22 protein-coding genes are annotated in these 19,470 nt (G+C 60.4%); 17 read left to right on the forward strand and 5 right to left on the reverse strand.

Features of this window, described 5'->3' with window-relative positions:
- Nucleotides 1-18: 18 nt before the first annotated feature.
- From tpiA to ACFWXH_RS13405, 4 genes are all read left to right on the forward strand, one after another.
- Complete coding sequence (tpiA, locus tag ACFWXH_RS13390) at nt 19-786, forward strand: triose-phosphate isomerase (protein ID WP_379120827.1); 768 nt, start codon at nt 19-21, stop codon at nt 784-786.
- 141 nt (nt 787-927) lie between these two features.
- The gene (gene secG, locus ACFWXH_RS13395; protein WP_379120829.1) at nt 928-1,407 is read left to right on the forward strand and encodes a preprotein translocase subunit SecG; all 480 of its coding nucleotides are present in this window, start codon (nt 928-930) and stop codon (nt 1,405-1,407) included.
- Between the two features lie 170 nt (nt 1,408-1,577).
- Complete coding sequence (locus ACFWXH_RS13400) at nt 1,578-1,961, forward strand: rhodanese-like domain-containing protein (RefSeq protein WP_379120831.1); 384 nt, start codon at nt 1,578-1,580, stop codon at nt 1,959-1,961.
- Between the two features lie 106 nt (nt 1,962-2,067).
- Nucleotides 2,068-2,346: a DUF1905 domain-containing protein gene (locus ACFWXH_RS13405; protein WP_379120833.1), complete on the forward strand. Its 279-nt coding sequence runs from the start codon at nt 2,068-2,070 to the stop codon at nt 2,344-2,346.
- 60 nt (nt 2,347-2,406) lie between these two features.
- Here ACFWXH_RS13405 and plsY read toward each other — a convergent pair whose 3' ends face one another.
- Together plsY and ACFWXH_RS13415 are read right to left on the reverse strand one after the other, a co-directional pair.
- Nucleotides 2,407-3,087 carry a glycerol-3-phosphate 1-O-acyltransferase PlsY gene (gene plsY, locus ACFWXH_RS13410; protein WP_379120835.1) on the reverse strand — a complete coding sequence of 227 codons (681 nt, stop codon included), beginning with the start codon at nt 3,085-3,087 and terminating at the stop codon, nt 2,407-2,409.
- Between the two features lie 125 nt (nt 3,088-3,212).
- A complete protein-coding gene (locus ACFWXH_RS13415; RefSeq protein ID WP_379120837.1) occupies nt 3,213-3,878 on the reverse strand; it encodes a DNA alkylation repair protein in 666 nt (221 codons plus the stop codon).
- 290 nt (nt 3,879-4,168) lie between these two features.
- Here ACFWXH_RS13415 and ACFWXH_RS13420 point away from each other — a divergent pair, with 290 nt between their 5' ends.
- From ACFWXH_RS13420 to ACFWXH_RS13430, 3 genes are all read left to right on the forward strand, one after another.
- On the forward strand, nt 4,169-5,293 hold the full coding sequence (locus ACFWXH_RS13420) for a L,D-transpeptidase (protein ID WP_379120839.1): 1,125 nt from the start codon (nt 4,169-4,171) through the stop codon (nt 5,291-5,293).
- A gap of 139 nt (nt 5,294-5,432) precedes the next feature.
- Nucleotides 5,433-7,070: a CTP synthase gene (locus tag ACFWXH_RS13425; RefSeq protein WP_152979848.1), complete on the forward strand. Its 1,638-nt coding sequence runs from the start codon at nt 5,433-5,435 to the stop codon at nt 7,068-7,070.
- A gap of 15 nt (nt 7,071-7,085) precedes the next feature.
- Nucleotides 7,086-7,625 carry a DUF1697 domain-containing protein gene (locus tag ACFWXH_RS13430; RefSeq protein ID WP_379120842.1) on the forward strand — a complete coding sequence of 180 codons (540 nt, stop codon included), beginning with the start codon at nt 7,086-7,088 and terminating at the stop codon, nt 7,623-7,625.
- Between the two features lie 67 nt (nt 7,626-7,692).
- Here the strand turns inward: ACFWXH_RS13430 and ACFWXH_RS13435 are convergent, their stop codons facing one another.
- Nucleotides 7,693-9,141: an NCS1 family nucleobase:cation symporter-1 gene (locus tag ACFWXH_RS13435; protein WP_379120844.1), complete on the reverse strand. Its 1,449-nt coding sequence runs from the start codon at nt 9,139-9,141 to the stop codon at nt 7,693-7,695.
- Nucleotides 9,142-9,419: 278 nt separating this feature from the next.
- On the opposite strand from ACFWXH_RS13435, the gene ACFWXH_RS13440 reads away from it, so the two are divergent.
- From ACFWXH_RS13440 to ACFWXH_RS13450, 3 genes are all read left to right on the forward strand, one after another.
- The gene (locus tag ACFWXH_RS13440) at nt 9,420-10,322 is read left to right on the forward strand and encodes a VOC family protein (RefSeq protein ID WP_379120846.1); all 903 of its coding nucleotides are present in this window, start codon (nt 9,420-9,422) and stop codon (nt 10,320-10,322) included.
- Complete coding sequence (gene kdsA / locus ACFWXH_RS13445; RefSeq protein WP_379120848.1) at nt 10,319-11,152, forward strand: 3-deoxy-8-phosphooctulonate synthase; 834 nt, start codon at nt 10,319-10,321, stop codon at nt 11,150-11,152. The genes ACFWXH_RS13440 and kdsA overlap by 4 nt, the downstream gene beginning before the upstream one ends.
- 94 nt (nt 11,153-11,246) lie before the next feature.
- Nucleotides 11,247-11,450: a dodecin family protein gene (locus ACFWXH_RS13450; RefSeq protein ID WP_379120850.1), complete on the forward strand. Its 204-nt coding sequence runs from the start codon at nt 11,247-11,249 to the stop codon at nt 11,448-11,450.
- 275 nt (nt 11,451-11,725) lie between these two features.
- Here ACFWXH_RS13450 and ACFWXH_RS13455 read toward each other — a convergent pair whose 3' ends face one another.
- Together ACFWXH_RS13455 and ACFWXH_RS13460 are read right to left on the reverse strand one after the other, a co-directional pair.
- Entirely contained in the window at nt 11,726-12,145 is a 420-nt protein-coding gene (locus ACFWXH_RS13455) for a carboxymuconolactone decarboxylase family protein (protein ID WP_379120852.1), read from the reverse strand.
- Nucleotides 12,081-12,509 carry a MerR family transcriptional regulator gene (locus ACFWXH_RS13460; RefSeq protein WP_054310856.1) on the reverse strand — a complete coding sequence of 143 codons (429 nt, stop codon included), beginning with the start codon at nt 12,507-12,509 and terminating at the stop codon, nt 12,081-12,083. The genes ACFWXH_RS13455 and ACFWXH_RS13460 overlap by 65 nt, the downstream gene beginning before the upstream one ends.
- 187 nt (nt 12,510-12,696) lie before the next feature.
- Here ACFWXH_RS13460 and ACFWXH_RS13465 point away from each other — a divergent pair, with 187 nt between their 5' ends.
- The 7 genes from ACFWXH_RS13465 to ACFWXH_RS13495 form a co-directional block, all read left to right on the forward strand.
- Nucleotides 12,697-13,686: an isopenicillin N synthase family dioxygenase gene (locus tag ACFWXH_RS13465; protein WP_379120854.1), complete on the forward strand. Its 990-nt coding sequence runs from the start codon at nt 12,697-12,699 to the stop codon at nt 13,684-13,686.
- A 121-nt stretch (nt 13,687-13,807) separates the two neighbouring features.
- Nucleotides 13,808-15,082 carry a phosphopyruvate hydratase gene (gene eno, locus ACFWXH_RS13470; RefSeq protein ID WP_379120856.1) on the forward strand — a complete coding sequence of 425 codons (1,275 nt, stop codon included), beginning with the start codon at nt 13,808-13,810 and terminating at the stop codon, nt 15,080-15,082.
- 71 nt (nt 15,083-15,153) lie between these two features.
- Nucleotides 15,154-15,534, forward strand: a complete 381-nt coding sequence (locus tag ACFWXH_RS13475; protein ID WP_379120858.1) for a DUF6636 domain-containing protein — start codon at nt 15,154-15,156, stop codon at nt 15,532-15,534.
- Nucleotides 15,535-15,661: 127 nt separating this feature from the next.
- Nucleotides 15,662-15,985, forward strand: a complete 324-nt coding sequence (locus ACFWXH_RS13480) for a septum formation initiator family protein (protein WP_054310852.1) — start codon at nt 15,662-15,664, stop codon at nt 15,983-15,985.
- A gap of 270 nt (nt 15,986-16,255) precedes the next feature.
- Nucleotides 16,256-17,296: a pyruvate dehydrogenase (acetyl-transferring) E1 component subunit alpha gene (gene pdhA, locus ACFWXH_RS13485; protein WP_054310851.1), complete on the forward strand. Its 1,041-nt coding sequence runs from the start codon at nt 16,256-16,258 to the stop codon at nt 17,294-17,296.
- Nucleotides 17,297-17,311: 15 nt separating this feature from the next.
- A complete protein-coding gene (locus ACFWXH_RS13490) occupies nt 17,312-18,697 on the forward strand; it encodes a pyruvate dehydrogenase complex E1 component subunit beta (RefSeq protein ID WP_379120863.1) in 1,386 nt (461 codons plus the stop codon).
- 18 nt (nt 18,698-18,715) lie between these two features.
- Nucleotides 18,716-19,470, forward strand: a 755-nt coding sequence (locus ACFWXH_RS13495; RefSeq protein WP_379120865.1) for a biotin/lipoyl-containing protein, incomplete at its 3' end; no start/stop codon positions are given.

Consider the following 19,470-nt stretch of genomic DNA (forward strand, 5'->3'; position numbering starts at 1 on the left):
CGATCGGAGAACCGCAGAATGACGCCAGACATACGTCCCCTCGTGGCAGGCAACTGGAAGATGAACGGAACCGGCGCTTCGCTTGGCGAACTGCGTTCAATCGGCCATGGCTTCATGGGCGCCCTCAACGCGAAAGCGGATGCGCTGATCTGTGTCCCGGCGACCCTGCTGTCGCGCGCCGCAGACGTGCTCGCGGGCACGCCAGTCAAGGCTGGCGGCGAGGACTGTCACGCCAAGGAGAGTGGCGCGCACACCGGTGACATCTCGGCGGAGATGCTGAAGGACGCCGGCGCCAGCCACGTCATCGTCGGTCATTCCGAGCGTCGCACCGACCATGGCGAGGACGATGCGGCTGTCCATGCCAAGGCGCAAGCCGCCTGGCGCGCCGGGATCGTCGCCATCATCTGCATCGGGGAGACCCGGGAACAGCGCGAGCAGGGCGCTACGCTCGACATTCTGTCGCGCCAGATCGCCGGTTCGGTGCCCGCAAATGCGACAGCCGCTGGGACGGTCCTGGCCTATGAGCCAGTCTGGGCGATCGGCACCGGCTTGACGCCGACCACTGCCGATGTGGCGCAAGCGCATGCGCATATCCGCGCCAAACTCGCCGAAAAACTCGGGGCGGCAGAAGCGGGCAAGGTCCGCATTCTATATGGCGGTTCGGTCAAGCCATCCAATGCAGTCGAGCTGTTGGGTGTCGCCAATGTCGACGGCGCGCTGGTCGGTGGCGCCAGCTTGAAGGCGACCGATTTTCTTGGCATCGCCGAGGCCTATCTCAGCCTTTGAGGACAGGGGCGGCGGTTGCAATGACAACCCCGCTCCCCATATTCGGGTGCCGGGCTTGGAAATGCCACGAAAGCATTGTATGAGCCGCCACCTGTTCACCGGTCGCCACTGGTGTCCGTGCCAGTTTTGCCAAGGTAGACAATGCAAACCGTCCTGATCGTCATCCATCTCATGATCGTGCTCGCGCTTGTCGGCGTGGTGCTTCTGCAACGCTCGGAAGGTGGCGGCCTCGGCATCGGCGGCGGTTCTGGATTCATGACCGCACGTGGTGCCGCCAATGCACTGACCCGTGCGACCGCGATCCTGGCGGCGGCGTTTTTCGCTACCTCGCTGATCCTGTCGATCGTTGCCCGCTACAGCCCGGGCGCAACGGATTTCCTTGATCGCGCACCAGCTTCGCAGTCGCAGACCGGCGGCAAGGGTGTACTCGACCAGCTTCCAGGCAATGTGACGCCGGCGGCTCCGGCTGGCAATCAGACCCCGCCTTCGGGTGATGCCGCAACCAAGCCGCAATCGACGCAGCCTGCAGCACCCGCCAACGGTACCACGGCTCCCGCGGCCAACGGCACGACAGCTCCGGCAACGCAGCAACCTGCTCAGCCACAGGTGCCAAACCAGTAAGCTATCTCCGCCTCATGGCGTTGTTCACGAACGCCCGCCAGACACACCGGTCCGGCGGGCGTTTTTATTTGGCGGCGATTGTCACGAGGCGTAAGCCTTTCGAGCATCTATCCATGGCCTCCGAGGTTCATTAGGCTTTCCAGAGATCAGGGAGATGGAAGGAGACAGAAATGCCGAGCAACGTCAAAGACATGATGGCGGCCGCGAATGCGGCGGTGCCGAAGATCACGGCGGATGAGGCCCGAAAATTGATTGCCGGCGAAGATGCCCTGGTCGTCGACGTACGCGACGCTCCCGAAGTTCAGGCCAGCGGCAAGGTGAAGGGCGCCATCAACATCTCACGTGGCATGCTGGAATTCCGCGCAGATGCGGACACGCCCTACCACAATGCCGAGCTGCGTAAAGATCGCCCAATCATCCTCTATTGCGCCTCCGGTGGCCGCTCGGCCTTGAGCGGCAAGGTGCTCAAGGATATGGGCTACCAGAAGGTTTATAACCTCGGCGGCTTCAAGGATTGGGCCGAAAACGGCGGCGAAACCGAACCTGCCAATTAAGTCGAGGCGGCAGGCCTCCGCGCAATCCGTTGCGGGAAAATCTGTCCACCGTGTCGGAATGACTGTCCATGCTGCGTCCTTGATGAGATCATCCAGGAGACGAAAGATGGGAGAATTTCTCGACGCATCCTTTGACGCGCAGATATTGAAAAGCCCGGCTGCGGGCGGCTGGACCTACGTCATCTGGCCATATTCGGCCGAATTCTTTGGAACGAGAGGGCTGGTGAAGGTCCGTGCAACCGTTGACGGTGTCGCGTTCCAGAGTTCCTTCATGGCGCTTGGCGACGGCAATCACAAACTGCCGCTCAAGGAAGATCTGCTGAAGATGATCGGCAAGCGCGCCGGCGACCGGGTTTCGATCACCCTCACCGAGCGCTTGAAGTGAACAATTGCCGATGGCAGCGGACGGGCCTGCCACGTCATGGTGAGAGCCACTTTTACAAATCTACTGGGCCGCTTTCGGTCCCGAGCCACTCTGCCCCAGCCGCGGTTCCGATCCGGAAAAAAGCCGGAGGATATTGGCGCGATGACGCACAATCACGTACATGCCACCCGCAATCACCAGCAATCGGTAGGGCAGCGGTAGCCCGAAACAGAAGACGAGTGCGATTGCAGTCAATGCGGCCAATATCGAGCTGAGGGAAACGATCCGAAAAATAGCCAGAACGACGCCCCAAACAGCTAAGGCGCCTAGACCCGTGGGCAGAGATATCGCCAACAAGACACCAAGTCCCGTGGCGGCGGATTTCCCACCTGTAAAGTTCAACCAGATCGAACGTCCATGCCCCAACAGCACCGCCAGTCCCGATAAGCACACAGCCCATGGCAACAAGGCGTGGACATCAATTGCTGTCGGTGACGGGAAGGGCGCTTGTGGAAGGAGCCAGGCGTAAAACCAGCGGGCAAAGACGATTGCTGCCACACCCTTCAGCACATCTATGAGAAGAACCACCAACGCTGGCCATTTGCCCAGAGTTCGCAGCACGTTCGTTGCCCCGGTGGATTTGGAGCCATGCTCTCGGATATCGAGACCCCGAAGCAGTTGACCCGCCAGGTATCCTGTGGGGATGGAGCCAAGGAGATAAGCGATCACCAATCCAATGGCATTTCCCAACCAAAATGCCATGGAACCTCCGATCGAGGATACCGTCATGATGCGTTGACTAGACGGTCCTTCCGCCAGCATCAAGTCAAGTGCCTACACTCACAAAGTGACTGCCCTTGACGCAAAGTCGCCAGCAAACAATTAGGCTAAGTCAGCCCCTCATGGCGCCGCACCATCTCGGCAATCCAGATGGGGGCGTATGGGGGCGTGCAGCCGGGCGAGGCAGGATAGTCGATCAAAACCTCGAGCTTCTCGCCGATACCGATGGCGCGGGCACGATGCCTGGGGTGACGGATGCCAATTTCGGCAAGGCAATGATTCATCGACCACTGCTTGGGTCCGGGCGCGTCCTTCATCTCCCGCTCGATCTGGTCGAGCAGGCCGACGATGTTCAATCCATCGCCATTTTTGATCACGCGGTCGGTCGTCAGACTCCAGCCGGCCCGCCCAACCAGATCCGTATCGTCTTTCCAGCTTAGCCGCAGTTCTTCCGCGTGCTTGCCGGGCCTGACGAGATTGACGACGAACCAGTCCAGGAGCTTTGGCGCGTGAACGTTGCGGATCATCGCGTCGAGTTCTTTGGCGGAGAAGGCTTTTGGCTTCGCAATCAATGTTGCCAATAGTTGCGCGGCCGTGTTGCCTGTAGCCCAAAGCTCTTTTGCCAGCTCGTTCTGGACCTTCAGCCGCTTGGCGATCCCGCGCAAGGCAGACAGGTTAACGCCGTGATCGTCGCCGCGCTCCTCATTGGCCGCCCGCATTTTCGGGTTTTCCAGAGCAGCAAGTTCGGCCATGACATCGGCAATTGTGGACATGAAGATCCTCCATAATCGCCTTGGCGGGCACGGTTTCAACGATTGTCCCGTTTGGGCACAGTCGCCAAGCAAGTAACAGCCCCAACGGCACAGTAACACTATTACCTGTTGTTCCTGGAACACAGTTGCTGCAAATGCGGTGCCATCACGAAGATTCGATCTTGCACCGTGGCAAAGGCGCTTGAGCGGCCGCGGTCTATTCGATTATAGCGAAATTGCGGCAATTGGGGCGCCTTGAGGGCGCCGGCTGTTGCCGTGGGCAACACGATTCTTCTGGACGGAACTTCGCCATGCGGCTTCGCAGTTTCATTCTCGCCGGCCTTTGCGCCGCGCTCACTATCGGTGCGCCTGCCTATGCGGCGGCACCCGCCAACCCGAAGGCAACCAAGGCCGACACCGCCAAGACCAAGAGCGCGGCTGTCGAGCTGAAGCAGCTCAAGAAGAAAAAGAAACCGACCGAGGCCGATCTCGCTCGCATCCAGGATCTGGAAAAACAGGTTCAGATCGAGCGCCAGCTCGCCAAGGAAAAAGTGCTCGAAGCTCGCAAGATGGCGATGCGTGAAGCTGCCAAGGCCAAGGCCGAAGCCGCCCGCCAGGAATTTCTGGCCAAGAAGGGCCAGAAGCCGGTCATCCAGTCGGCGGAGCCCGCTGAAGATGCCAAGCAGGCCAAGAAACTGGCCAAGCTTGAGCTGGCCAAGCCGGTCGAGCCTATTCCCGCAGTTGTTGAAGAGCCGCTCCCGGCCGAGGCCGTGGATGTCGTTGCGAACGGCAACAATGGTGAGTTGCGCAGCGAGCCACGTGCCGGTGAAGTCCGTCCGCGGACCAATACCGGCCTGTTCGCGGGACTTTTCGGCGGCAATTCCGGTTCATCCTCGATGGCCATGCTCCCGCAGACGCGTGCGCTGGACGCTGTCATGGACAAGAAGTCGGCCAAGAAACCGTTCAAGGTAAGGCCGGAATACGAGCCGCAGGAAGTGACATTCTCCGGCTATGAGCCTGGCACCATCGTCATCAATACGGCGGAACGCCGTCTCTATCTGGTCGAATCCTGGTCCACTGCCCGCCGCTATGCAATCGCGGTCGGCAAGGAAGGTCTGCAGTACAAGGGCGACACCACTGTCGGCGACAAGCAGGAATGGCCGCGGTGGATTCCGACCAAGGACATGCAGGAGCGCGAGCCGAAGAAGTACGGTCAGTACAAGGATGGCATGCCTGGTGGCGGCCAGAACCCGCTCGGCGCGCGTGCAATCTACCTCTATGACGGCAAGAAGGATACGCACCTGCGCATCCATGGCACCATTGCTCCGCAGACGATCGGCACCAGCTCGTCCAATGGCTGCTTCCGCATGATCAACGATCACGTCATCGAGCTGTACAATCGCGTCAAGATGGGCACCAAGGTCGTCGTCCTGTAACGTGATACGAACAATTGGCAAAAGGGCCGGCTCCAGCCGGCCCTTTTGTTTTGGCCATGACTGGCCATGTCAGTACTTCCGGGAAAAACCACGCGCGGCGGTTTTTCCACTGGCGGAATCGATCAGGCCGCGCTAAGCGATGGTTCCCATGGCGCGATATGTATTCATCACCGGCGGCGTGGTTTCTTCCCTTGGAAAAGGCATAGCCGCAGCGGCTCTCGGAGCCCTGTTGCAGGCGCGCGGTTACCGCGCGCGCATCAAAAAACTCGATCCCTATCTCAACGTCGATCCCGGCACGATGTCGCCTTATCAACACGGCGAAGTGTTCGTGACCGACGACGGTGCCGAGACCGATCTCGATCTCGGCCATTATGAGCGTTTCACAGGGCGTTCGGCCAACCAGAACGACAACATCACCACCGGCCGCATCTACAAGAATATCATCGAGCGCGAACGGCGCGGCGATTATCTTGGCGCTACCGTCCAGGTCATTCCGCACGTCACCGATGAGATCAAGAATTTCGTCCTCGACGGCAATGACGATTACGACTTCGTGCTGTGCGAGATCGGCGGCACGGTGGGCGACATCGAAGCGATGCCGTTCCTGGAGGCCATTCGTCAGCTCGGCAATGATCTGCCGCGCAACAATGCCGTTTATGTGCACTTGACGCTGATGCCCTACATTCCGGCGGCTGGTGAATTGAAGACCAAGCCGACGCAGCACTCGGTCAAGGAACTGCGTTCCATCGGCATTGCGCCCGACATCCTGCTCGTGCGCGCCGATCGCGCGATCCCCAAGGAAGAGCGCCGCAAGCTGTCGCTGTTTTGCAATGTGCGCGAATCGGCCGTCATCCAGGCGCTGGACGTCGGACATATCTACGACGTGCCCATGGCCTATCACAATGAAGGGCTGGACACGGAAGTTCTTGCTGCCTTCGGTATCGAACCGGCGCCGAAGCCGCGCATGGAGCCGTGGCAGGGCGTGGCGGAACGCATCCACAATCCGGAAGGCGAAGTCACCATCGCCATCGTCGGCAAATATACCGGCCTCAAGGACGCCTATAAGTCGCTGATCGAGGCGTTGTCGCATGGCGGTATGGCCAATCGCGTCAAGGTCAAGCTCGACTGGATCGAAAGCGAGGTCTTCGAGAAGGAAGACCCGGCACCGTTCCTGGAAAAGGTGCATGGCATCCTGGTGCCTGGCGGCTTTGGGGAGCGGGGCTCGGAAGGCAAGATCCTGGCCGCCAAATTCGCCCGTGAGCGCAAGGTGCCGTATTTCGGCATCTGTTTTGGCATGCAGATGGCCTGTATCGAGGCGGCTCGTTCGCTTGCAGGCATCGAAAATGCCTCGTCGACCGAATTTGGTGCAACGAAGGAGCCGGTTGTCGGCCTGATGACCGAATGGCTGAAAGGCAACATGCTGGAGAAGCGGCAGGCGGCCGGCGATCTCGGCGGCACCATGCGGCTCGGCGCCTACGATTCACGGCTGGCATCCGGCTCCAAGATCGCCGCGATCTATGGCGATACCGAGATCTCCGAACGTCATCGCCATCGCTACGAGGTCAACATCGACTACAAGCAGCGGCTGGAAGACTGCGGGCTGGTCTTTGCCGGCATGTCTCCCGATGGCGTGCTGCCCGAGACGGTCGAATATCCAGACCACCCCTGGTTCATCGGTGTGCAGTACCATCCGGAGCTGAAGAGCCGCCCGCTGGATCCACATCCGCTGTTTGCTTCCTTCATCGAGGCTGCGGTCGAACAGAGCCGGATGGTTTAAGGTAGGGGCAGGGCGGTGCGGACCTATATTGCGCTGCTCTATTCCATTGTGCTGACGCCGCAGCGTCGCGTCGTGATGGCCGATCTCAAGGCTATGGCCGAGGGGTTGGGGTTCAGCAACACGCGCACGCTCGCTGCCAGCGGCAACCTGGTGTTCGATGCGCCGGAAACGCCGATAAGCGAACTGGAAAGCCGGTTGGAAGCAGCTTTCCCGCAGACCTTCGGCCGTCACGTCGACATCATTGTTCGCGATGCGTCTGGCTGGGGAGCATTCGCCGCGGGCAACCCATTCCCGCAGGAGTCTGCTAAGGTGGCGGGCCAGGTCGCTGTGCGAGTCATGCGCCAACCGGTGCCGGAGGCCGTTGCCGATACGCTGACGCCCTATGTGGCCGACGATGAAAAGATCGCATTGGTGAATGGCGACATCTGGATCGTCTTTTCGCGCGAGAGGCCCAATTCGCGCCTGCTCACTGCTGTCGGCCACAAGCGGCTTGGTATCGGAACCTCGCGCAACTGGAACACGGTGCGCAAGCTGGCTGAGATGGTAGGGGCGTAGTTACGGCCTACTATCGGTTTGGAAAGGACGGGGCGCGCCTTGCGAACGCGCCCCAGCAAATGTTGCGTCAGGCCCTTACCGGTACGTTGGCCGAGGCCGAGCGCAGGACATAGTAGAGGATGCCGGCGATCGCGACACCGAAGAACCAGCCATAGACACCCCACCACGTCGGCAACCAGTCGGTGAAATTGGGCAGGATCGACGAGAAAATGGCGCCGATGCCTGCGGCGACGAAGGCATTCACATGCCAGCCGTTCTGGAACCGGAATTCGCCGTCTTCGCGGTAAAGCGCATCGACGTCGACCTCGCCTTTGCGGATCAGGTAGTAATCCACCATCATCACACCGAAGATCGGACCCATGGTGGCGCCGATAATGCCCACAAAGGACGCTGCGCTGCCTTCCCAGGGCGCGAACGGGTAGAGCACAAGGGCAATCAAGGCCGCGATGTAGCCGCCTTTCTTGAAGTCGATCTGCTTCGGAAAGACATTGGCGAAGTCGAAGGCCGGTGAGACGAAATTCGCCACCACATTGATGCCGAGCGTGGCCACGGCGAAGGTCAGTGCCGCCAGCAGCGCCAGGAACCAGCTGTCGAACTTGGCCGAGATCTGGTCGGGATGCAAAAGCACATCGCCGTAGACATCATATGCCGCGATGGTGGTTACACCGGCAACCAGCGAGAACAGGATGAGATTGACCGGCAGGCCCCAGATGTTGCCCTTGCGCAAGGCTGCCTTATCGGGCGCATAGCGGGCGAAGTCGCAGAAATTCAGATAAAGCGCCGAGAAATAGGTGACCCAGATGGCAGCGACGCCAAAAAGCGCCGTCCATGAGCCTGGATCGCCCGGAATGCCGGCGTCCTTGGTTTTTTCGCGCAACACATCCAGCGGGATGTCGCTCGTGAAGGCAAATTTACCCGACTTTACACAGAGATAGACGGCCAGGATCAGCATCATCACCCAAACCGCAGGCCCGGCCCAGTCCTGGAACCGACGCACCGTTTCCATGCCCTTCTGGATGATGAGCAACTGCAGCGCCCAGATCACCACAAAACAGATCACCTCCAATGTCGAATGGCCGAGCATGTGGCTGTTCTGGTGGAATGCGAGCATGCTTTCGTTACGGATAAGCAGCGCCACGATGGCGCCGGAAGCCGCGGCCGTCTGCGCGCCGTACCAGAAACAAGCGACTATGGCCCGCACCAGCGCCGGTATGTTGGCGCCCCAGATGCCGAAGGAAGCACGGGCGAGCACCGGGTAGGGCACGCCAGTCTTGACCCCGGCATAACCGACCATGTTCATCAGCGCATAGATGATGAGCGAGCCGATGCCGATGGCGACGATGAAATTGAAGAAGCCGCCGCAGAACAGAAACAGGCTGGCGGCCAGATAATAGCCCCACAGGCTATGGACGTCCGACGTCCACACGTTGAAGATAGAAAACGGTCCCCAGTTGCGAACCTTGGCAGGTGCCAGGTCCTCATTGTAGAGATTGGGTGACGCACCAGGTATGGTCATAGCAATTCCCCTCTGATGACCTTATTTTTTGGGCAGGAAGATTATGCCTGCCGTTGGGGAAGGGGAAGAAACCGATTTGCGGGTTTTCCCAAAAAAGATATTCAACAAGAAGAAGGCTTCTCGCCGGACGATTTAGCGGATCGACCTAAAAAGGAAGTGAGTCGACATTCCGTGCGTCAACGGCGCATTCGTGCGCGAGCGTCACGCAGCTGACGCAGGATCGTGGCAGGGGACAGTGGCGCGCCTGAAGAGCCATTTTTCTTGAACCGGCAGCCGGAATGATGCACACCGCCGCCAACATGCAGCGACCAATCCATCCGCTTGATCATATCGTGTTGCCGACAGCCACGCTCGAAAGCGCCGAGGCGCGTCTCACGGCGCTGGGGTTCACAGTGGCTCCGCGTGGCGTTCATCCATTCGGCACCGAAAACTGCTGCGTATACCTTGCCGACGGTACTTTCCTGGAGCCGCTTGCAGTGGGCGATGCAGAAGTGGCGGCGCAGGCGATCATGGCTGGCAATGTCTTCGTTGCTCGGGATCATACCTATCGCGAGGATCATGGTGCCGAAGGGTTTTCAGCCATCGTCTTCGGTACAGAAGATGCCGACACCGATCACCGAGCCTATGTCGAGGCTGGCATTTCGGCGGGCGAAAAGCTCGATTTCTCACGTCCTTTCACCGATCGCTCCGGCAAGAGCGATACTGTTTCGTTCAGGCTTGCCTTCGCATCCGGTCGTGACACCCCGGACGCCTTCGTCTTCACTTGCCAGAGGATCAATGCGCCGAACGTGGATCGTGCGGCCCTGCAAGTTCACGCCAATGGTGCAATTGCCATACGGTGCATCGCGGCTGTCAGCGACGATCCGGCTGGGCAGCACGCTCTTCTGGCCAAGGCTGCTGGCGGCAGCCATGTCTCGGCTTTGCCAAATGGCCGGTTGGTGTTGCCAAACGCGGACGTAGCCGTGATGCGGCCGGAGGAGTTGGAGGCCGAGTTCGGGATTGCTGCCGGTGGGCGCACCGCACTTCGTTTCGTCGCTGTGATTTTTTCCGTGGCCGACCGTAGCGCGACCGAACGCCTGCTTGTTTCGGCCGGCATCATGCACCATCTGCGGAACGGCCGGCTTGTCGTGCCGCCCGCATCGGACCAAGGTGCGGCCTTCATCTTCGAGGACCTGAAATGACCAAACCCAATGCCAAGGTGACTGTCGGGCACACGCTGTTCGCCAATGACGCACCGCTGTCGTTGATCGCCGGGCCGTGTCAGTTCGAATCGCGTCAGCATGCCTTCGACATGGCCGGTGCGCTGAAAGAATTGACGGGAAGGCTCGGCATTGGCTTGGTCTACAAATCCTCCTTCGACAAGGCCAATCGCAGTTCGCTGAGCAGCACGCGGGGCGCGGGGCTGGACGCTGCGTTGCCGGTGTTTTCGGAACTGCGCAAGGAACTCGGCGTGACGATCCTGACGGATATCCACACCGAGGAGCAGTGCGCGATCGTGGCGCCGCATGTCGATGTGCTGCAAATCCCGGCATTCCTGTCGCGTCAGACCGATCTGCTCGTCGCCGCCGCCAAGACCGGCAAGGTCGTCAATGTGAAGAAGGGGCAGTTCCTGGCTCCCTGGGATATGAAGAACGTGGTGACCAAGCTCACCGATTCAGGCAACCCGAACGTGCTTGTGACCGAGCGTGGCGCTTCGTTCGGTTACAACACGCTGGTCTCCGACATGCGGGCCTTGCCGATCATGGCCGACATCGGCGCGCCGGTGATCTTCGATGCCACCCACTCCGTGCAGCAGCCGGGCGGGCAAGGGGCCACTTCGGGCGGCGAACGCCGCTTCGTGGAAACGCTGGCGCGTGCGGCGGTAGCTGTCGGCGTGGCGGGTGTCTTCATCGAGACGCATGAAGATCCCGACAACTCGACCTCGTCGGACGGGCCCAACATGGTGCCGTTCAAAGATATGCCCGCACTGCTGGAAAGGTTGATGGCGTTCGACAAGGTGGCCAAGGCCTGACCGCCGGGCGAGCTGCGAGACCATCTTCGGTTGCCGGCCATATCGCCCGGTTGTAGGCTCGCCGGGCAAATTGGCTCGTCGTCAGGAGTAGGACATGTCCGTCGCCCGCGTTACCGAGATCACCGCTTCCTCCAAGAAAAGCTTCCAGGATGCCATCGAGAAAGGCATCGAACGCGCCGCCAAAACCCTCAAGAATGTCGAAGGTGCTTGGATCCAGGACCAGAAGATCGTGGTCGAGGACGGCAAGATCGTCGCCTACCGCGTCAACATGAAGGTCACTTTCATTCTCGCGGACTAGGCCGTAGACCAATCAGTGCGCAGCCGTCTGTATCCGGGGCGACGCGGACGATATGGTCGCCCGAGCAGGATGAGACGAATAGCGCGCCCATGGCGTCGATAGCGATGCCGGCAGGAGAGGTGACCCCTTAGCACGGTCGAGCGCATCCCGTCTTGAGTGATCCGCTCGACCGTGCCGTCCCCCCGATTTGATCTGTGGACCGCGCCATCAGAATGGGCGGCTATTCCAGTCGCGGAGAGAGCAAGAGCGCGCAGGTCAGGGGGCGAGAAGGTTGATCATGCCGTTTCCCCCTGATGGACAGGGAACCGGGCGGCGAAGACATCCTTGGCCGCAAACAGCCCGTTGAGCGCCGCAGGAAAGCCGGCATAAACCGCCATCTGGATGATGGTTTCGGTGATTTCGGCCTTGGTCAACCCGACATTCAGTCCTGCCTCGATATGGACCTTCAGTTGCGGGGTCGCGGTTCCCATCGCCGTCAGCGCTGCGATGGTCGCGATCTCACGGGCGCGCAGATCGAGGCCGGGCCGGCTGTAAATGTCGCCAAACGAGAACTCGAACACGTAGTTTGCGAAGTCGGGAGCAATGTCAGCCAGCGCGGCAATGACATTGTGGCCCGCTTCGCCGTCGATTTCAGCGAGCGCCCGCTTGCCGCGTTCCAGCCGGCTTTCGCTGATGTTCGGGGATTGATGCGTCATAGTCTTTCATCCTCTGTTCCACGCCGGCATATCCGGCGATCTTGTTGTCGAGGACGAGAAGGCAGGCTTGCAGTTTGGCTACATGTGCACGGACACGCTCGCGGTGCTGATCGAGCAACGCGCCGCGCTCTGCTTCCGTGTTGACGCCGCGCTCCCGCAAGGCTGCGTAACGCAGCATTTCCCGAATAGGCATCCCAGTCGTTTTGAGACGATCGAGAAATTCTATCCAGGTCAGGATCGACGCGTCGTAGTCACGTTGGCCCGATTGGTCCCTGTCGGCATGGGGAAGCAGCCCGATCCGCTCATAGTAGCGGATGGTGTAGGCAGACAGTCCCGAACGCTTCGCCAGCTCGCCAATCTTCATCAATGCCCTCGTTCGTCACGACGCACAGAAAGCTACGGGTTAGAGTGCACTCTAAGTCAAGGGCCTGGCTCATGCCGAGTTTTGGGTTCACAGCCTGGTGCGGCTGGCTGGAACAACGCTTCCTCATTGAAGCGGCTCGCACGAAAGTTATGCTTCCATCGGAACAAAAATCTGATGGGAGCGGAAAATGGCTGCGTCGTTTCCGGTTTTCGATCTTTCGCGTTTCGAGCTGGCGGATGCCGCTGGCCGCAAGGCGCTCGGCCGTGAGGTCGACAAGATTTGCCGCGCGACAGGTTTCCTGGCGATCAGCGGGCATTCTGTGCCGCAAGCAGTGATTGATGCCGTGTGGTCAAAGGCCAGAGCTTTCTTCGACCAGACTGCCGAACTCAAGGAGAAGGTGAGAGCACCCTATCCGGGCTATCCTTACGGCTATCTCGGCCCGGGCGCCGAGGCCCTGGCCAAATCCAAGGGTGCCGATACGCCGCCGGATCTCAAGGAGAGTTTCAACGGCGGTCCGCTTTCGGTTCCGGAAGGGCTGACCGATCCGCAGGCACTCGCATTCTGTTATGCTGAAACGATCTGGCCGGAGGCGCCCGACGGTTTTGTTGATGCCTGGAAGGCATATTACGCTGCGATGGAAGATCTTGCCGCACGCATCATGCGGGTCTTCGCGGTCGCGCTCGACTTGCCGGAAGACTATTTCCAGTCGATGATCGATCGGCCGATCAGCGCCTTGCGAGCGCTGAACTATCCTGAGACAGATACGCCGCCGCTTGCCGGTCAACTGCGTGCCGGCGCGCATACCGACTATGGCAGTCTGACCATCCTTTTGCCGCAGCCAGGCTCCGGTGGCTTGCAGATATTCACTCCGGAGGCCGATTGGCGTGAAGTGCCGCCCGTGGAAGGCGCCTTCGTCATCAACATCGGCGACCTGATGGCGCTTTGGACGAACGACCGCTGGGTGTCGACGCTGCACCGGGTCATCAATCCGGACATTGGCGCGATGAAATCGTCGCGACGCCAGTCGCTCGCCTTCTTCCACCAACCAAACTGGCATCAGGAGATCTCGTGTATCGATACCTGTCTGGAGCCAGGGGAGGCGCCACGCTACCAGCCGGTCCAGTCCGGGCCCTACCTGATGGGCAAATTCAACGCGACGGTGAAGCCTGCCGCCTGAGAAAGGGCGAAAACTCGTCTTCTTTGCGTTGCGTTTCGCGAGGCTTTGGCTATTGAGTTTGCGCAGCGTCACCCCGCCGATGCACCTTGCGCATCGTCCCTATCCCAAGCAGGAGCCTCAAATGACCGCCATCATCGACATAGTTGGCCGTGAAATCCTCGACAGCCGCGGCAACCCGACAGTCGAGGTCGACGTCGTTCTCGAAGACGGCTCGATGGGTCGCGCCGCGGTGCCTTCCGGTGCCTCTACCGGCGCTCATGAAGCGGTTGAATTGCGGGACGGCGGTCCGCGATATCTCGGCAAGGGCGTGGAGCACGCTGTCGAGGCCGTCAATGGCGAGATATTCGAGGCGATCGGCGGCATGGAGGCCGAACACCAGATTCAGATCGACCAGACCATGATCGAACTGGACGGTACCGCCAACAAGAGCCGGCTCGGCGCCAACGCCATCCTGGGGGTGTCGCTCGCCATTGCCAAGGCGGCAGCTGAATCGTCCGGCCTGCCGCTCTATCGTTATGTCGGCGGTCCCAACGCCCGCGTATTGCCGGTGCCGATGATGAATATCATCAACGGCGGCGCGCATGCCGACAATCCGATCGATTTCCAGGAATTCATGATCATGCCGGTCGGCGCGCCAACGCTGCGCGACGCCGTGCGCTGGGGTTCCGAAATCTTCCACACGCTGAAGAAAGGCCTCAAGGAGGCCGGCCACAACACCAATGTCGGCGATGAGGGCGGTTTCGCGCCGAACCTGAAGAGCGCTCCGCTGGCACTCGACTTTGTCATGGCCTCGATCGAGAAAGCCGGCTTCAAGCCGGGCCAGGACGTCGCGCTGGCACTGGATTGCGCAGCGACCGAATTCTTCAAGGACGGCAACTATGTCTATGAAGGCGAGAAGAAGACCCGCGATCCCAAGGCGCAGGCCAAGTATCTGGCCAAGCTCGCGGCCGACTATCCAATCATCTCGATCGAGGACGGCATGGCCGAAGACGATTGGGAAGGCTGGAAGTATCTGACCGACCTGATCGGCAAGAAAGTGCAACTGGTCGGCGACGATCTGTTCGTCACCAATTCAGCGCGTCTGCGTGACGGCATCAAGATGGGTGTCGCCAATTCGATCCTGGTCAAGGTCAATCAAATCGGTTCGCTGACCGAAACGCTGGAGGCCGTGGAGACCGCGCACAAGGCAAACTACACCGCCGTGATGTCGCACCGCTCCGGCGAGACGGAGGATTCCACGATCGCCGATCTCGCCGTCGCCACCAATTGCGGACAGATCAAGACCGGTTCGCTGTCGCGTTCCGACCGTATGGCGAAGTACAACCAGCTGATCCGGATCGAGGAAGAACTCGGCAAGCAGGCTCGCTATGCCGGCACTTCGGTTCTCCGGGCCTGATGGCAGGACCCGACAATGCCTGTTGCCAGCGACTGACCGCAAAGGTCGGTCTCCGGACGATCATACTTGCGATGGCCGCCGTCTGTCAGACGGCAGCCTTTGCACAGGAGCCTCCAAAGGGTTTCCGTTCACCGACCGGCAATATCCAGTGTTTGTTCTACGACGCCTCATCGGTCCGCTGCAGCATCGCCACGGTTTCGAACCTGTTGGCTCATCGGCCGGCCTACTGCGAGCTGGAATGGGGGCACGATTTTGGCCTCAAAGCGAGTTCTAGGGAAGGCGAGTATTTGTGCGTGGGCGACACCATCGCCGATGACTACCCGGTTTTGCCGTATGGAGAGAGTGCGCGCCATGGCGCCGTCATCTGCCGTTCCGCGCGCAAAGGTGTGACCTGTACCAATGTCGGGGGCGCCGGTTTCGAATTGTCGCGCTCGCTGCAGCGTGTCTTTTGATAAAATCCCAGCGTCCGCCCCGTCCAGAAAGAGAGGGCATTGCGGGCGCCCATAGTGGCATCCAGCTGCCATCGTAACCCTCCATTAAGCACAATCGAGCGACAAGAGGTGGACGAGGAGTCGCGCCATGTGGACACGCCAGCACAAGCAGACAAATGCCGGACGGCTGATCGTGCCGACGCTCTGCGCTGTCGTTTTGAGCTATTTCGGCTACCATGCCTATCATGGCGCCTTCGGCATCAATTCAAGGGCCCGGCTCCAGGAGCAGGTCGCAAGCTTGCAGCAGCAGCTTGCGGTGGTGAAGGAGCGCCGAATGGAGATCGAGCAGCGTGTCAGGCTTCTGCATGACGGTTCGATCGAGAAAGATATGCTGGACGAGCAGGCGCGGCGGGCGCTGAATGTGACGAGCGCCAATGAAGTCGTCATCATGTTGCCGTCAAAAGCCAATTAACTCGATATCGGTTAATCGGCGTTATTTCCAATATTTCTAAGCGCTTACATGCATGCCAGCCATGCATTTTTCCGCATGGCGTAACGGCATCTTGCATGCTAGCCTTTTCCCAATCGGTGGGGAGGCGCAAACATCTCCCCGGAGCAATTCCAGCAAAAGTGCGCAACGGTTTTGCGTTCGGAATTGCGCAGAGCCGAAGAATTGGAGTGTTTTCCGTGAAAAACGGAAACACTCTAGGGTCCGCGAAGAGACGCCAACAGGGAGTGAAGCATGGCAACCGCCGCCAGAAAAGCGCCTGCCAAATCCAAATCCAACGGCAAATCGCCTAATTTGACACCCCCCAAACCTCTGGACTTCACCAAGGAGCAGGATCTTGCGGCTTACCGCCAGATGCTCCTGATGCGTCGCTTCGAGGAAAAAGCCGGCCAGCTCTATGGCATGGGTTTCATCGGCGGCTTCTGCCATCTCTATATTGGTCAGGAGGCGGTCGTTACGGGCCTCAAGATGTCTCTCATCGATGGCGACCAGATGATAACCGCCTATCGCGATCACGCCCACATGCTGGCGATGGACATGAGCCCGCGCGGCGTGATGGCAGAGCTGACCGGACGCCGCGGAGGCTACTCCAAGGGCAAGGGCGGTTCGATGCACATGTTCTCCAAGGAGAAGAATTTCTACGGTGGCCACGGCATCGTCGGCGCGCAGGTGTCGCTGGGCACGGGGCTGGCCTTTGCCAACCGATATCGCGGCAACAAGAATGTTTCGGTGACCTATTTCGGCGACGGTGCCGCAAACCAGGGTCAGGTCTATGAGAGCTTCAACATGGCCGCGCTTTGGAAGCTGCCGGTCATCTACGTGATCGAGAACAACCGTTACGCCATGGGCACGTCGGTGACGCGCTCGTCCGCCGAAACCGATTTCTCGCAGCGCGGCCTGTCGTTCCGCATCCCTGGCATTCAGGTCGATGGCATGGACGTGCGCGCGGTCAAGGCAGCGGGCGATCTCGCCACCGAATGGTGCCGCTCCGGCAACGGCCCGATCATCCTCGAGATGCAGACCTATCGCTATCGCGGTCACTCCATGTCGGACCCGGCCAAATACCGCACCAAGGAAGAGGTGCAGAAGATGCGCTCCGAGCATGACCCCATCGAGCAGGTCAAGGCACGTCTTGCGGCCAAGAAATGGGCGAGCGAGGACGATCTCAAGGCCATCGACAAGGAAGTGCGTGACATCGTTGCCGATGCCGCCGACTTTGCGCAGACCGATCCCGAGCCGGATGTTTCCGAGCTGTGGACGGACATTCTGGTATAAGGGGAGGGTGCGACCATGCCGATCGAAATTCTCATGCCCGCGCTCTCGCCGACCATGGAAGAGGGCAATCTGTCGAAATGGCTGAAGAACGAGGGTGACAAGGTTGCCCCGGGCGACGTCATTGCCGAGATCGAGACCGACAAAGCGACCATGGAAGTGGAAGCTGTAGACGAAGGCACGCTTGGAAAGATCCTGATCGCCGCCGGTTCGGAAGGCGTCAAGGTCAACACGCCGATAGCGGTCCTTTTGCAGGAAGGCGAAAGCGCCGGCGATCTCGGGAAGGCTGCCGCTCCGGCGAAGACCGAGGCGCCTGCCGCTGCAGAGCCCGCGCCGGCTGAAAAGCCCGCCGCCGCTGCTCCCGTGGCCGCCGCGCCCAAGTCCGAAGTGGCCGCCGATCCCGATATTCCGGCCGGGACTGAAATGGTCTCGACCACTGTGCGCGAAGCGTTGCGCGACGCCATGGCCGAGGAAATGCGCCGCGACGCGGATGTCTTCGTCATGGGCGAGGAAGTCGCCGAGTACCAGGGTGCCTACAAGATCACCCAGGGTCTGCTGCAGGAATTCGGCCCGCAACGCGTCGTCGATACGCCGATCACTGAGCATGGCTTTGCCGGCGTCGGTGTCGGTGCCGCCATGACCGGCCTGAAGCCGATCGTCGAGTTCATGACCTTCAACTTCGCCATGCAGGCGATCGACCAGATCGTCAATTCGGCGGCGAAGACGCTTTATATGTCCGGTGGCCAGATGGGCGCTCCGATCGTGTTCCGTGGCCCGAACGGCGCGGCAGCCCGCGTTGCGGCGCAGCACAGCCAGGACTATGGCGCCTGGTACAGCCACATTCCCGGCCTCAAGGTCGTGCAGCCCTACAGCGCGGCTGACGCGAAAGGCCTGCTCAAAGCGGCGATCCGGGACCCGAACCCGGTCATCTTCCTCGAAAACGAGATTCTCTACGGTCACTCCTTCGACGTGCCGAAGCTGGATGATTTTGTTCTCCCGATCGGCAAGGCACGCATCCACAAGGCTGGCAGGGATGTCACCATCGTCTCCTGGGGCATTGGTATGACCTATGCGATCAAGGCTGAAGCGGAACTTGCGAAGCTGGGTATCGATGCCGAGATCATCGATCTCAGGACCATCCGGCCGATGGACCTCGACACGATCATCGCCTCAGTGAAGAAGACCAACCGTCTGGTCACGGTGGAAGAGGGCTTCCCGCAGTCCTCGGTCGGCGATTTCATCGCCAACCAGGTATCGCGTCAGGCTTTCGACTATCTCGATGCGCCGGTCATCACCATCGCTGGCAAGGATGTACCGATGCCTTACGCGGCCAACCTTGAAAAGCTGGCGCTGCCCAATGTCGCGGAAGTGATCGAGGCGGTGAAAGCCGTCACCTATCGCTGATCTGGCCGGGAGGACAACATGCCGATCAACATTACCATGCCGGCCCTCTCGCCAACCATGGAAGAGGGCAATCTCGCCAAATGGCTGGTCAAGGAAGGCGATAAGGTTTCGCCGGGCGACGTGATCGCAGAAATCGAGACCGACAAGGCGACAATGGAGGTCGAGGCGGTTGACGAGGGCACCGTCGCCAAGCTGGTCGTCCCAGCCGGTACCGAAGGCGTCAAGGTCAACGCCGTGATCGCCATCCTGGCAGCCGAAGGTGAAGATGCGAGCGCTGCTGCCAAGGGTGGGGAAGCCGCTCCGGCCAAGGCCGAAGCTCCCAAGGCTGAGGCAAAAGCTGAGGCACCTAAGGCAGAAGCAGACAAGGTTGAACCTTCCGCCGCGCCTGCCGCACCGAAACCGGCTGCGGACGGAGCTGCGCCAGCGAATGGCGGTGATCGTACCTTCGCTTCGCCGCTCGCTCGCCGCATCGCCAAGGATGCCGGCGTCGACGTCGCAGGCATCACCGGTTCCGGCCCGCATGGGCGTGTGGTGAAGGCGGATGTCGAGGCGGCGATTGCCGGTGGTGGCGTGGCGAAGGCTGCTCCAACTGCGGCGCCTGCCGCTGCTCCGGCTGCTGCCCCCGTTGCCAAGCCGATGTCGGACGAAGCGGTGCTCAAACTGTTCGAAGAGGGCTCCTACGAGCTTGTCCCGCACGACAATATGCGCAAGACCATCGCCCGGCGTCTGGTCGAGGCGAAGTCGACCATCCCGCATTTCTACCTGACCCTCGA

The organism is Mesorhizobium sp. NPDC059054 (assembly GCF_042739215.1).
In the GTDB taxonomy this organism is placed as follows: Bacteria; Pseudomonadota; Alphaproteobacteria; order Rhizobiales; family Rhizobiaceae; genus Mesorhizobium.

Excerpts from the sequence above, each read along its gene's own strand:
- tpiA (WP_379120827.1), top strand. The coding sequence starts at position 19 with ATGACGCCAGACATACGTCCCCTCGTGGCAGGCAACTGGAAGATGAAC.
- secG (WP_379120829.1), top strand. The coding sequence starts at position 928 with ATGCAAACCGTCCTGATCGTCATCCATCTCATGATCGTGCTCGCGCTT.
- ACFWXH_RS13400 (WP_379120831.1), top strand. The coding sequence starts at position 1,578 with ATGCCGAGCAACGTCAAAGACATGATGGCGGCCGCGAATGCGGCGGTG.
- ACFWXH_RS13405 (WP_379120833.1), top strand. The coding sequence starts at position 2,068 with ATGGGAGAATTTCTCGACGCATCCTTTGACGCGCAGATATTGAAAAGC.
- plsY (WP_379120835.1), bottom strand. The coding sequence starts at position 3,087 with ATGGCATTTTGGTTGGGAAATGCCATTGGATTGGTGATCGCTTATCTC.
- ACFWXH_RS13415 (WP_379120837.1), bottom strand. The coding sequence starts at position 3,878 with ATGTCCACAATTGCCGATGTCATGGCCGAACTTGCTGCTCTGGAAAAC.
- ACFWXH_RS13420 (WP_379120839.1), top strand. The coding sequence starts at position 4,169 with ATGCGGCTTCGCAGTTTCATTCTCGCCGGCCTTTGCGCCGCGCTCACT.
- ACFWXH_RS13425 (WP_152979848.1), top strand. The coding sequence starts at position 5,433 with ATGGTTCCCATGGCGCGATATGTATTCATCACCGGCGGCGTGGTTTCT.
- ACFWXH_RS13435 (WP_379120844.1), bottom strand. The coding sequence starts at position 9,141 with ATGACCATACCTGGTGCGTCACCCAATCTCTACAATGAGGACCTGGCA.
- ACFWXH_RS13440 (WP_379120846.1), top strand. The coding sequence starts at position 9,420 with ATGATGCACACCGCCGCCAACATGCAGCGACCAATCCATCCGCTTGAT.
- kdsA (WP_379120848.1), top strand. The coding sequence starts at position 10,319 with ATGACCAAACCCAATGCCAAGGTGACTGTCGGGCACACGCTGTTCGCC.
- ACFWXH_RS13450 (WP_379120850.1), top strand. The coding sequence starts at position 11,247 with ATGTCCGTCGCCCGCGTTACCGAGATCACCGCTTCCTCCAAGAAAAGC.
- ACFWXH_RS13455 (WP_379120852.1), bottom strand. The coding sequence starts at position 12,145 with ATGACGCATCAATCCCCGAACATCAGCGAAAGCCGGCTGGAACGCGGC.
- ACFWXH_RS13460 (WP_054310856.1), bottom strand. The coding sequence starts at position 12,509 with ATGAAGATTGGCGAGCTGGCGAAGCGTTCGGGACTGTCTGCCTACACC.
- ACFWXH_RS13465 (WP_379120854.1), top strand. The coding sequence starts at position 12,697 with ATGGCTGCGTCGTTTCCGGTTTTCGATCTTTCGCGTTTCGAGCTGGCG.
- eno (WP_379120856.1), top strand. The coding sequence starts at position 13,808 with ATGACCGCCATCATCGACATAGTTGGCCGTGAAATCCTCGACAGCCGC.
- ACFWXH_RS13475 (WP_379120858.1), top strand. The coding sequence starts at position 15,154 with ATGGCCGCCGTCTGTCAGACGGCAGCCTTTGCACAGGAGCCTCCAAAG.
- ACFWXH_RS13480 (WP_054310852.1), top strand. The coding sequence starts at position 15,662 with ATGTGGACACGCCAGCACAAGCAGACAAATGCCGGACGGCTGATCGTG.
- pdhA (WP_054310851.1), top strand. The coding sequence starts at position 16,256 with ATGGCAACCGCCGCCAGAAAAGCGCCTGCCAAATCCAAATCCAACGGC.
- ACFWXH_RS13490 (WP_379120863.1), top strand. The coding sequence starts at position 17,312 with ATGCCGATCGAAATTCTCATGCCCGCGCTCTCGCCGACCATGGAAGAG.